The organism is Streptococcus sp. FSL R7-0248, assembly GCF_037967965.1.
In the GTDB taxonomy this organism is placed as follows: Bacteria; Bacillota; Bacilli; order Lactobacillales; family Streptococcaceae; genus Streptococcus.
On sequence record NZ_CP150201.1, the window covers coordinates 757976 to 771048 of the forward strand.

11 protein-coding genes are annotated in these 13073 nt (G+C 38.3%); 8 read left to right on the top strand and 3 right to left on the bottom strand.

The features are described from left to right. Positions 1–23: 23 nt before the first annotated feature. From ftsA to ileS, 8 genes are all read left to right on the top strand, one after another. Complete coding sequence (ftsA, locus tag NYE32_RS03800; RefSeq protein ID WP_155212968.1) at positions 24–1400, top strand: cell division protein FtsA; 1377 nt, start codon at positions 24–26, stop codon at positions 1398–1400. Between the two features lie 28 nt (positions 1401–1428). After that, positions 1429–2751, top strand: coding sequence for a cell division protein FtsZ (ftsZ, locus tag NYE32_RS03805; protein WP_037600927.1), 1323 nt, complete (start codon positions 1429–1431; stop codon positions 2749–2751). 2 nt (positions 2752–2753) lie between these two features. Then, positions 2754–3437 carry a YggS family pyridoxal phosphate-dependent enzyme gene (locus tag NYE32_RS03810; RefSeq protein ID WP_339157092.1) on the top strand — a complete coding sequence of 228 codons (684 nt, stop codon included), beginning with the start codon at positions 2754–2756 and terminating at the stop codon, positions 3435–3437. 4 nt (positions 3438–3441) lie between these two features. Further along, positions 3442–4041, top strand: a complete 600-nt coding sequence (locus NYE32_RS03815) for a cell division protein SepF (protein ID WP_049528752.1) — start codon at positions 3442–3444, stop codon at positions 4039–4041. A gap of 3 nt (positions 4042–4044) precedes the next feature. Further along, positions 4045–4302: a YggT family protein gene (locus tag NYE32_RS03820; protein WP_002890670.1), complete on the top strand. Its 258-nt coding sequence runs from the start codon at positions 4045–4047 to the stop codon at positions 4300–4302. Continuing rightward, positions 4302–5105 carry a YlmH/Sll1252 family protein gene (locus NYE32_RS03825; protein WP_339157093.1) on the top strand — a complete coding sequence of 268 codons (804 nt, stop codon included), beginning with the start codon at positions 4302–4304 and terminating at the stop codon, positions 5103–5105. Before NYE32_RS03820 ends, NYE32_RS03825 begins: the two co-directional genes overlap by 1 nt. Before the next feature lie 52 nt (positions 5106–5157). After that, on the top strand, positions 5158–6033 hold the full coding sequence (locus tag NYE32_RS03830; protein ID WP_037600939.1) for a DivIVA domain-containing protein: 876 nt from the start codon (positions 5158–5160) through the stop codon (positions 6031–6033). A 245-nt stretch (positions 6034–6278) separates the two neighbouring features. Beyond that, positions 6279–9077 (top strand): isoleucine--tRNA ligase, encoded by a 2799-nt coding sequence (ileS, locus tag NYE32_RS03835; protein ID WP_037600942.1) that lies wholly within the window; start codon positions 6279–6281, stop codon positions 9075–9077. Positions 9078–9168: 91 nt separating this feature from the next. Here ileS and nrdF read toward each other — a convergent pair whose 3' ends face one another. From nrdF to nrdH, 3 genes are all read right to left on the bottom strand, one after another. Beyond that, positions 9169–10128 carry a class 1b ribonucleoside-diphosphate reductase subunit beta gene (gene nrdF / locus NYE32_RS03840; protein WP_002890675.1) on the bottom strand — a complete coding sequence of 320 codons (960 nt, stop codon included), beginning with the start codon at positions 10126–10128 and terminating at the stop codon, positions 9169–9171. A gap of 157 nt (positions 10129–10285) precedes the next feature. Further along, on the bottom strand, positions 10286–12445 hold the full coding sequence (gene nrdE / locus NYE32_RS03845) for a class 1b ribonucleoside-diphosphate reductase subunit alpha (protein ID WP_002890676.1): 2160 nt from the start codon (positions 12443–12445) through the stop codon (positions 10286–10288). A 90-nt stretch (positions 12446–12535) separates the two neighbouring features. Further along, positions 12536–12760 carry a glutaredoxin-like protein NrdH gene (nrdH, locus tag NYE32_RS03850; protein WP_004182714.1) on the bottom strand — a complete coding sequence of 75 codons (225 nt, stop codon included), beginning with the start codon at positions 12758–12760 and terminating at the stop codon, positions 12536–12538. Positions 12761–13073: the final 313 nt, after the last annotated feature.

Consider the following 13073-nt stretch of genomic DNA (forward strand, 5'->3'; position numbering starts at 1 on the left):
GGAAAGATTGAGAGGTCGAGTGAATGGCTAGAGATGGCTTTTTTACAGGATTAGATATAGGAACTAGCTCGATTAAGGTTCTTGTTGCTGAGTTTATTGATGGATCAATGAATGTCATCGGTGTAAGTAATGTTAAGAGTTCTGGTGTGAAAGATGGCATCATTGTTGACATTGACGCTGCAGCGAAAACAATCAAAACAGCTATTGAACAAGCAGAAGAAAAAGCTGGGATTGTTATTGAGCAAGTGAACGTTGGGCTTCCAGCTAATCTTCTTCAAATTGAGCCTACACAAGGTATGATTCCTGTAACAAGTGAATCAAAAGAAATCAAAGATGAAGATGTTGAAAGTGTTGTTCGCTCAGCCTTGACAAAGAGCATTACACCTGAGCGTGAGGTTATCTCACTAGTTCCTGAAGAGTTTATTGTTGATGGCTTCCAAGGAATTCGTGATCCTCGTGGAATGATGGGGATTCGTCTTGAAATGAGAGGTCTCATTTATACAGGACCAACAACAATTCTTCACAACCTTCGTAAGACAGTTGAACGTGCTGGTATTCAAGTAGAGAATATTATCATCTCTCCTCTTGCAATGACACGTGCTGTTCTGAATGAAGGTGAACGTGAGTTTGGTGCTACTGTTATTGATATGGGTGGCGGTCAAACAACTGTTGCAAGCATGCGTGCTCAAGAACTTCAATTTACCAATATTTATTCTGAAGGTGGCGAGTACATCACTAAGGATATTTCAAAAGTTTTGAAGACTTCAATGCAGATTGCTGAAGCGCTTAAGTTCAATTTTGGTAATGCAGATATTGAAGAAGCAAGCGAAACAGAAACTGTCCAAGTAGAGGTTGTAGGTGAGAATTCACCTGTTGAAATTACAGAAAAATACCTTGCTGAGATTATCTCAGCTCGTGTGAAGCATATCCTTGATAGAGTTAAACAAGACTTGACTCGAGGACGTCTACTTGATTTGCCTGGTGGCATTGTCCTTGTAGGTGGAACAGCTATCATGCCAGGTGTGGTTGAAGTTGCTCAAGAGATTTTTGAAACAAATGTTAAACTTTACGTGCCAAACCAAGTTGGTATCCGTAATCCAATGTTTGCAAATGTGATTAGTCTTGTTGAGTATGTTGGTCTTCTTACAGAAGTTGACATCATCGCGCAACAGGCTGTGTCTGGTGAAGAGTATCTTCGTCGTAAACCAATCGACAATGAGACTCCTTCCTTGAGTTTTGATAGAACTCCTGCTCCAGCACCTCGAGTGGCTCCTCAACCAAATCCTATTCCTGTTGAGAACACTATTGAGGTACCTCTGCCAGTTGGAGAAGAAAATCATGAACAAAAACAAAAACTTGGTGATCGTGTTCGTGGAATTTTCGGCAGTATGTTTGATTAATTGAATCTAGTAAAAGCGAGGAAATAAAATGAGTTTTTCATTTGATAGCGCATCAGTTCAAGGTGCGGTAATTAAAGTTATCGGTGTCGGTGGAGGTGGCGGAAACGCTATCAACCGAATGATTGAAGAAGGTCTTGCTGGTGTTGAATTTATTGCAGCTAATACTGATATTCAAGCACTCAGTTCTTCTAAAGCAGAAACAGTAATCCAATTGGGTCCTAAATTGACTCGTGGTCTTGGTGCCGGAGGTCAACCTGAAGTTGGTCGTAAGGCAGCTGAAGAAAGTGAAGAAACACTTACAGAAGCACTTACAGGTGCTGATATGGTCTTTATCACTGCTGGTATGGGTGGTGGCTCTGGTACAGGGGCAGCACCAGTTATTGCACGTATTGCGAAAAGTTTGGGTGCATTGACAGTTGCAGTTGTGACACGTCCATTTGGATTTGAAGGTAACAAACGTGGTGCCTTTGCTGTCGAAGGAATTCAAGAGTTGCGTGAGCAAGTTGATACCCTTCTTATTATCTCTAACAATAACCTTCTTGAAATCGTTGATAAGAAAACACCTCTTCTTGAAGCTCTTAGTGAAGCAGATAATGTTCTTCGTCAAGGGGTTCAAGGTATTACTGACCTTATCACTAACCCAGGTTTGATTAACCTCGACTTTGCCGATGTGAAAACAGTTATGGCCAATAAAGGTAATGCACTTATGGGTATCGGTATTGGGTCTGGTGAAGAACGTATTGTTGAAGCTGCACGCAAAGCAATCTATTCACCACTTCTTGAAACTACTATTGATGGTGCAGAAGATGTTATCGTTAACGTAACTGGTGGTCTTGATATGACGCTTACAGAAGCAGAAGAAGCTTCTGAAATTGTTGGTCAAGCAGCTGGTAACGGTGTTAACATTTGGCTTGGTACATCAATCGATGATACATTGAAAGATGAAATCCGTGTAACAGTTGTTGCAACTGGTGTTCGCAAAGATCGTGCTGAAAAAGTATCTGGTATCAAAGCTCAACCACGTAAAGTGACTACAGCTCCTTCACAACCATCAGCTCCTACTCAACAAGTTGTTCAAGAAGAACAACGTCCAGTCTCTCAACCTTCATTTGAACGTCAACCAAATTTTGACTATAATGAAACACCTTCAATGCCACAACCAGGAGTTCGTCCTGCAGCGGCAGCTCCTCAACAAGAGCAGTCAGCTTTTGGTAATTGGGATTTGAGACGTGATAATATTTCTCGTCCTGAAACTGGTCAACTAGATAGTCAATTGACTATGTCTACATTCTCAAGTGATGTTGAAGATGATGATGAATTGGAGACACCACCATTCTTTAAAAATCGTTAATAATGACTATAGAAGAGAATAAAAATAATGTTTATCAAGCGGTAAAAGAAGCATGTGAAAAGGCTAATCGTTCTAGTGATGAAGTCAATATTATTGCCGTAACCAAATATGTTTCAAGTGATGTCGCTGAAGAATTGGTTCAAACGGGAATTAAGCATATTGCTGAAAATCGCGTTGATAAATTCTTAGATAAGTATCAATCTTTAAAAAATTATGATTTGACTTGGCACCTTATTGGTACTTTGCAACGTCGTAAAGTAAAGGATGTTATTAATTTAGTTGATTATTTTCATGCTTTGGATTCTGTTAAATTAGCAGAGGAAATTCAAAAGCGTGCCGACCATACTATTAATTGCTTCCTACAAGTTAACGTTTCAGGGGAGGAATCAAAACATGGTTTTTCAGCTGAAGAACTTGATACTGTTCTAAAACAAATTGAAAATCTTGATAACATTTGTATAGTTGGACTAATGACTATGGCTCCAATTGATGCAGATGATCAAGAACTTGATAAGATTTTTTCTGAGACAAATGAGCTTAGACAATCAATTCAAGAGAAAAAACTAAAGAATGTTCCTTGTGATCAGTTAAGCATGGGGATGAGTCGAGACTATGACATGGCTATTCAGAATGGATCAACCTTTGTCAGAATAGGCAGTGCATTCTTTAAAGAGAACGGAGAATAACCTTATGGCATTAAAAGACGCAATTGATAAAATTGTTTCATATTTTGATACCGACGAAGTAACAGATTATGAAGATGCTGCTAAAGAAGAGGCTAAAGCACGTCCAGTAAAAGCACGTCCAGTAAAAGCACAGAGACCTGTGCAGACACCACCTCCTCGTCAGCAACGTCAACCTGAGCGTTCTCAGGCAACAGTCCCTCCTCGTCGCCAACATGTTAATTCAGACTTACAGGAAACTCAAGTCCTTCGTAGTTTACCTCTGAGTCGTTCACAAGCAAATCAGGGACCACAACAAATGAATACAACTAAAACAACAATTGCAATTAAATATCCTAAAAAGTATGAAGATGCTCAGGAAATTGTAGAACTATTGATTGAAAATGAATGTGTTTTAATCGATTTTCAATATATGTTGGAAGCGCAAGCTCGTCGTTGTCTTGACTTTATTGATGGTGCTAGCAAGGTACTTACAGGCAACTTGCAAAAAGTCGGCTCTTCAATGTATTTGCTTACGCCAATTAATGTCGTAGTTGACATTGAAGAGATTGGTTTGGCTCACGGCAACCAAGAAGCTAATTTTGACTTCGACATGAAGAGACGTTAAGTGATGTCAGTATTACTTTATGTTATTTGGGCACGTGTTGTTAACGTGATAGAGATTCTTCTTGTAGTCTATGCTTTGTTATCCTGGTTTCCAGGAGCTTATGATACTAGCCTTGGAAGAATCATTAGACAAATTGTTCAACCGATTCTCGCACCATTTCGTCGCCTGAATTTAGCTTTTGCTGGTATTGATTTTTCAATAATCGTAATTGTACTTCTACTAAACTTTTCACTTAGAATTCTTAGATTTATTCTACTCTGATGTCAGATATTAAAAAAATTGAACAGCATTACTCGTTAGATGAACGACCTTTTCTAGAGAAGGTTAGGGGATTTTGTCATTTAGTTGATGAGAGGTACAGTCCTTACTTAACTGATTTCTTGAATCCTCGTGAAATTCAGATTGTTGAAGAGTTGGCTCATTATTACAATTTAAAATTTTTTGTGAGTTCAACTCTTGAATCTGAAGAGTATGGAAGAGTGATACTTGCTCCCGATTATTACGAGCTTGAAGAAGATGACTTTGAAATTAAACGATTAGAAATCTCATATGCGAGACAGTTCAATAAATTGACACACCCAAAAGTTTTGGGAGCACTGATTAATCAGCTTGGTCTTGATCGTCAAGTATTTGGAGATATTATTCTTGATGAAGAAGGACGCGTTCAATTTTACATTGCTTCTCATTTAGCAAGTTATGCGATAATGACTATTACTAAGATTGGTAATGTTTCGGTTACTCTAAAAGAAGTAAGTAAAGACGATTGGATTTCAAATCAAGAAAAGTATTCAAAAACTTTTGTCTTACTTTCCAGTATGCGTCTTGATAATGTGTTAGCGACGGTATTAAACTTATCTCGTTCTAACGCCTTAAAACTTATTGCTTCAGGAAAAGTAAAATTAAATTATAGACAAGTTGAGAAGGCTGATCAGGCAGTTATTATTGGTGATATGATTTCGGTTAGAGGTTATGGTCGATTTCGACTAGCTCAACAAGACGGATTTTCAAAGTTCGGGAAAGCTAAAATCGTTATTGAAAGTCTGTTAAGACGGAGAAAAAAGTAGTTATTTAATTTAAACCATTAAATATGGTAATGAAAAATAAAGGAGGCCTGTAATGGCTATTACAGCACTTGATATTAAAGATAAACAGTTTACAACTAAATTTCGTGGATATAATGAGCAAGAAGTTGATGAATTTCTTGATATTATTGTAGACGATTATGAAGATTTAGTTCGTGACAATCGTGAACTTGCTGCTCGTGTAAAAGAGCTCGAAGAAAAATTGGCTTATTTTGATGAAATGAAAGAATCATTGAGTCAATCAGTTATTTTGGCTCAAGAAACAGCAGAAAAAGTTAAAGCTTCAGCGGCTGACGAATCAGCTAACTTAATTAATAAGGCTAACTTCAATGCTACTCATTTGGTTGAAGAAGCTAAATCTAAGGCATCTGAAATTCTTCGTGATGCAACAGATGAAGCCAAACGTGTTGCCATCGAAACAGAAGAACTTAAACGTCAAAGTCGTGTCTTCCACCAACGCCTATTGGCTGCAGTTGAAGGTCAGCTTAGCTTAGCAAGTGCTCCAGAATGGGGTGAATTGTTGCAACCAACAGCTATTTATCTTCAAAATTCAGATGCTGCCTTTAAAGAAGTTGTTGAAAAAGTTTTGGATGAGCATGTACCTGATTCAAATGATGCAGCTTCATTTGATGCAACTCGTCAATTCACTCCTGATGAAATGGCTGAACTTCAACGTCGCGTTGCTGAAAGTAATAAGCAAGTTGAAGATTTCTCTAGTCCAGAAGTTGATGAAACAAACGAAGTTGTTTCAACTCCAGTTGATTTTGGTATTCCAGACACTTTCGAGAGTGAAGTGGCAGATTTCCCAACTTCAGCACCAGTAGATGAAGATTTTGATTTGCAACCTGAGACAACAGGTGAAATTAATCTAAACGAAACACAAACGTTTAAATTGAATATTAGCGAATAAGAAAAATACAACTTACCAAGTATATTAACAGCGAGTGGGAGATGGTGTGAGTCCCACATTCCCTATTTGGATAGTTATCATTTTCAAGCATTCTAACTGAAATAAGTAAGTTAGAAGGATGGTCCTCCTTACGGACATATGAGGGAGCAAATTCTTTTGCTCTGAATTAAGGTGGTACCACGAGCTTTCGTCCTTTTTGATGAAGGCTCTTTTTATTTAGTAAATTAAATTAAAGAGGAGATATAATGAAACTCAAAGAAACCTTAAATCTAGGTAAGACAGCCTTTCCAATGCGAGCTGGACTTCCTAACAAAGAACCAATCTGGCAAAAAGAGTGGGAAGAAGCTAAGATGTATCAACGTCGTCAAGAGTTGAACCAAGGTAAACCTCACTTCACTCTTCATGATGGTCCTCCTTATGCCAATGGTAATATTCACGTTGGTCATGCGATGAATAAAATTTCTAAGGATATCATTGTGCGTTCAAAATCAATGTCTGGTTTCTATGCTCCTTACGTGCCTGGTTGGGATACGCATGGTCTTCCAATTGAACAAGTGTTGGCAAAACAAGGTGTGAAACGTAAAGAACTTAATCGTGCTGAATATCTTAAGATGTGTCGCGATTATGCACTTTCACAAGTTGACAAACAACGTGAAGATTTCAAACGTCTTGGTGTTTCGGCTGATTGGGATAACCCATATGTTACTTTGACACCAGATTATGAAGCAGCTCAGATTCGTGTCTTTGGTGAGATGGCTAAAAAAGGTTACATCTATCAAGGTGCAAAACCAGTTTATTGGTCATGGTCATCAGAATCAGCGCTTGCTGAAGCAGAAATTGAGTACCATGATTTGGTTTCAACTTCACTTTACTATGCCAATAAGGTTAAGGATGGTAAAGGAGTACTAGACACAGATACATATATCGTAGTTTGGACAACAACACCATTTACAGTAACAGCTTCACGTGGATTGACTGTTGGTGCTGATATCGAATACGTTCTCGTAAAACCTGCCGGAGAAGACCGCAAATTTGTTGTTGCTTCTGAATTACTTAATAGTCTTTCTGAGAAATTCGGTTGGACAGATGTGGAAGTACTTCAATCATACCGTGGTGAAGAATTAAATAAAATTGTGACTGAACACCCATGGGATACAGAAGTTGATGAGCTTGTTATTCTTGGTGACCACGTTACTACAGATTCAGGTACAGGTATCGTCCATACGGCTCCTGGTTTTGGTGAGGATGACTATAACGTAGGTATTGCTAATGGTCTTGAAGTTGCCGTAACCGTTAATGAGCGTGGTATCATGATGGGAAATGCTGGACCTGATTTTGAAGGTCAGTTCTACGATAAAGTGGCTCCAATTGTTATGGAAAAACTCGGCGATTTACTCCTTGCCAAAGAAGAAATCTCACACTCATACCCATTCGACTGGCGTACGAAGAAACCAATCATCTGGCGTGCAGTACCACAGTGGTTTGCATCTGTTTCTAAATTCCGTCAAGAGATTCTGGATGAGATTGAAAAAGTTAAATTCCATTCTGAGTGGGGTAAAGTTCGTCTCTACAACATGATTCGTGACCGTGGTGACTGGGTAATCTCTCGTCAGCGTGCTTGGGGTGTGCCACTCCCAATCTTCTATGCTGAAGATAAAACACCAATCATGACTGAAGAAACTATCGAACATGTGGCTAAACTTTTCGAAGAACACGGTTCAGTTATTTGGTGGGAACGTGATGCCAAAGATCTTCTTCCAGAAGGTTTTACACATCCTGGCTCACCAAACGGCGAGTTTACTAAAGAAACTGACATTATGGACGTATGGTTTGACTCAGGCTCATCATGGAACGGTGTTGTTGTTAACCGTCCTGAGTTAACTTATCCAGCTGACCTCTATCTCGAAGGTTCAGACCAATACCGTGGATGGTTTAATTCATCTCTTATTACATCTGTTGCCAATAATGGTGTTGCACCATATAAGCAACTCTTGTCTCAAGGTTTTGCGCTTGATGGTAAGGGTGAGAAGATGTCTAAATCGCTCGGTAACACAATTGCTCCTAGTGATGTTGAGAAACAATTTGGTGCTGAAATTCTTCGTCTTTGGGTAACAAGTGTTGATACAACTAATGACGTTCGTATCTCAATGGATATCCTTAGTCAAGTATCAGAATCTTATCGTAAGATTCGTAACACACTCCGTTTCTTGATTGCCAATACTTCTGACTTCAATCCAACAACTGATGCAGTAGCCTTTGAAGACTTGCGTTCTGTAGATCAGTACATGACTATTCGATTTAACCAATTAGTTAAGATTATTCGTGATGCCTATGCAAACTTTGAGTTCTTGACTATCTACAAAGCCTTGGTTAACTTTATTAACGTTGAGTTGTCTGCATTCTATCTTGATTTTGCCAAAGATGTGGTTTATATTGAGAGTGCGGAATCACTTGAACGTCGTCAAATGCAAACAGTCTTCTACGATATTCTTGTTAAGATTACAAAACTCTTGACTCCAATCCTTCCTCATACTGCAGAAGAAATTTGGTCATATCTTGAATTTGAAACAGAAGACTATGTTCAATTGTCAGAGTTGCCAGAAGCAGAATATTTTGTGGGCCAAGATGCACTTCTTGAAAGATGGAATGCCTTCATGGATTTCCGTGGCCAAGCTCAAAAAGCTTTGGAAGAAGCTCGTAATGAAAAAGTTATTGGTAAATCGCTTGAAGCTCATTTGACTATCTATCCTGATGATGAAGTCAAAGAACTTATTGAAGGTTTGAACACTAACCTTGCTCAACTTTTGATTGTTTCAGCATTGACTATTGCTGAAGGAGAAGCACCTGAATCTGCTGTAAGCTTTGAAGGCGTGGCATTCACAGTAGAACGTGCTACAGGTGATGTCTGTGACCGTTGTCGTCGTATCGATCCAACTACTAAAGAACGTAGCTACAACGCGACTATCTGTGATCACTGTGCTAGCATTGTTGAAGAAAACTTTGCTGAAGGTGTAGCAGAAGGTTTTGAAGTAAAAGCAAAATAAAATAAAAAGAGTTCACCGTGAACTCTTTTTTCTATTTGTTTTTCGAATATAGTATTGAACACAATAAAAAACTAGCTAAGCTAGTTTTTTATTATAGTCCGTAGTTATAATCATCGTCTTGCATGGCTTCGACAGTTCCTAGAAGGTAACCATTACCAACTTGAGAGAAGAAGTCGTGGTTAGATGTTCCTGTAGAAATACCATTCATAACGATTGGGTTAACATCGTTCGCACTATCTGGGAAGAGTGGATCTTGTCCCAGGTTCATAAGAGCCTTGTTGGCATTGTAACGAAGGAAAGTCATAACTTCCTCAGTCCATCCAACACCGTCATAAAGAGATTTAGTGTAGAGCTCTTCATTTTCATACAATTGATAGAGGAGATCATACATCCATTCACGGAAACTTTCTTGCTCTTCTTCAGGCAATTCGTTGAATCCAAGTTGGAATTTATAGCCAATATAGGTTCCGTGAACAGATTCGTCACGGATAATGAGCTTGATAATTTCAGCGACGTTAGCTAGCTTGTTATTACCAAGATAATAGAGTGGAGTGAAGAACCCTGAATAGAAAAGGAAAGTTTCAAGATATGTTGAAGCAACCTTTTTCTGAAGAGGCGTTCCATTTTCATAGATATCGTTAATGATTTTCGCCTTGGTTTGGAGGTATTTGTTACTGTTAGTCCACTCGAAAATTTCTTCAATTTCAGATTTAGTATTCAAAGTTGAGAAGATTGAAGAGTAAGATTTGGCGTGAACAGACTCCATGAACTGAATGTTGTTCAATACAGCTTCTTCATGAGGTGTACGGACGTCTGCACGAATGGCTTCAACACCCGTTTGAGATTGCATGGTATCTAGCAATGTTAAACCACCGAAAACTTTTCCAACCAAATCTTTTTCTTCAGCGGAAAGTTTACGCCAGTCATCAAGGTCATTTGAAAGTGGGATACGTGTATCTAGCCAAAATTGCTCGGTCAATTTTTCCCAGGTAGATTTATCAATCGCATCTTCGATTTCATTCCAGTTAATGGCTTTGTAGTAAGTTTCCATTAGAAACCTCTTTCTTTATTGATATCGTTACTATTTTATCATAATTCAAAATCATGATATAGTTTTTTGAGTTGATCTATTAAAAAAGTCGGCGAACCGACCTTTTAATGCATTTTGTAAATAAGAGTAGTGAAGTTGCTATCGTTAAATCACTATCTTAAATGACACAGCTTTCACATTGGTTAGAACCAACCTCTTCCCCATCATCTGTATAAGTACGGATGTAGTAGATTGATTTAATTCCTTTGTTAAAGGCGTAGTTACGAAGGATAGAAAGGTCACGAGTTGTTTGTTTATTTTCTGTTTTCCATTCGTAAATTTCTTTTGGTAACTCACTACGCAAGAATAGGGTTAATGACAAACCTTGATCAACGTGTTCAGTCGCAGCGGCATAGACGTCGATAACTTTACGCATGTCCATGTCGTAGGCTGAAGTGTAGAAAGGAATTGTGTCTGTTGAAAGTCCGTTGGCCGGATAGTAAATTTTTCCGATTTTCTTTTCTTGACGTTCTTCAATACGTTGTGTGATTGGATGGATAGAAGCAGAACAGTCATTAATATAAGAGATTGAGCCATTTGGTGCAACAGCCAAACGGTTTTGATGGTAGAGTCCATCTTTCTTAACGAGTTCACGTAGTTCTTCCCAATCTTTGGCTTGTGGGATGAAGTGACCATCGAAAAGTTCTTTGATACGGTCAGATTTAGGAACGTATTGACCTGTAACGTATTTATCAAAGTAAGAACCATCAGCATATTTTGATTTTTCAAAACCGACAAAGGTTTCTTGACGTTCGCGGGCAATATTGTTAGATTCAACCAAAGTCCAGTAGTTCATAAGCATGAAGTAGATATTAGTGAATTCAACAGATTCGGGGCTACCATACTCGATATGGTGTTTAGCAAGGTAAGAGTGAAGCCCCATAGCTCCTAAACCAAAGGTATGAGCTTGTTGGTTACCATTTTTGATGGATGGTACAGCATCAATACTTGAACTATCTGTAACAAAGGTAAGTGCACGTGTCATAGCCTTAATCGAACGTCCGAAGTCAGGAGATGTCATCATGTTAAGGATATTAGTTGATCCAAGGTTACATGAAATATCTGTACCGAGTTTGACAAACTCTTGTGCATCGTTAAGTTCACTTGGTGTTTGAACTTGGAGAATTTCAGAACAGAGGTTGGACATGACGATCTTACCATCAATTGGGTTGTGTCGATTGGCTGTATCAACATTGACAATATATGGATAACCCGATTCTTGTTGGAGTTTAGAAATTTCAGTTTCTAGCTCACGTGCATTAATCTTGGTTTTTGTAATATTGGGATTGGCAACCAACTCATCATACATAGCTGTAATATCAATGTAGTTATATGGTTTACCATACTCTTTTTCGACTGAGTATGGGCTGAAGAGGTACATATCTTCATTATTACGTGCCAACTCGTAGAATTTATCTGGAACTGTAACACCAAGTGACAGTGTCTTAACACGCACCTTTTCATCAGCATTCTCTTTCTTAGTAGAAAGGAAGGCAAGGATATCTGGGTGGAAAACATCCAGGTAAACAACACCAGCACCTTGACGTTGGCCAAGTTGGTTTGAGTAAGAGAAGCTATCTTCGAAAAGCTTCATAACAGGTACGACACCAGAGGCTGCCCCAGCATAACCTTTGATAGGAGCACCAGCTTCACGTAGGTTAGATAGGCTAATACCTACCCCACCACCAATACGTGATAACTGGAGGGCCGAGTTGATAGAACGTCCGATAGAATTCATGTCATCCGTTACTTGAATAAGGAAACATGACACGAGTTCACCACGACGGCTACGTCCAGCATTTAGAAATGAAGGAGTAGCAGGCTGGTAACGTTGGTGAATCATTTCGTTAGCTAGGTCGCTAGCTAGGTTTTCATCACCATCAGCAAAGTAAAGGGCGTTGAAAAGAACGCGATCTTCAATACTTTCGAGGTAAGACTCGCCATCGTTTGTTTTGAGGGCATATTGTTGGTAGAACTTGTAGGCTGCCATGAAAGATTGGAAGCGGAATTTTTGAGAATGAATTTCTGCAGACAACTTTTCGATGAAAGCAGGTTCGTATTTACCGATGAATTCAGACTCGATATAATCGTTCTCAATCAAATAATTAATTTTATCTGTGATGCTGTTGAATGCCATTGAATTTGGCTTAACGTTTTCAAGGAAGAAGGCACGAAGTGCTTCTTTGTCCTTATGCAAAGGAATTTGACCGTTAACAGGACGGTTAATTTCGTTGTTGAGGCGGAAGTATGAGACATCGCCAAGATTTTTTAAAGACATAATACAGATACCAGGCTCAGTTTAATAGTATATTAAGGTTAAAATATTAAACTAAGCAAACAAGTTCCTTTCTATTTAAAAACTTGATAATTAAAGGATTTCTTTAAGTTTAGTCGGTTGAAAACCTGAAAAGACGATATCGCCTGCTTCAATAACTGGAGCAGCAGTGAAACCAAGACTTTTTACGTAATCGATTTTTTCTGGTTGTTCATCAATGTTGATTTCTTCGAAATCAGCACCTTCCTTTTCCAAGAATTTTTTAGTCATTTTACACTGCATGCAGTTGTTTTTAGAAAACAATGTAATCTTTGCCATTGCAAATACTCCTTTATAAAAAGATTTTAAGTGGCCAAGAGAGCCACTTTTTCAACTCTAATAGAATACCCAAAATATTGGGAAAAATCAAGCTAAATATCTTAAGGAAATACAATATTTTGTGTTTAGTATTGAAACACAACCCTATATCTTGTGTTTCAAAGGCTTTTTTAAGTTCTCTAAATTAAATAGAATTTGTTTATGAAAATGGCTAAAAAAGAAATATCTCACCACAAATGTTATGTAATATAACATCAAAATGCCGATTCTATTTGTTTTTTCAAAAATAACAGTGTAGAATAAAGGAAATTTT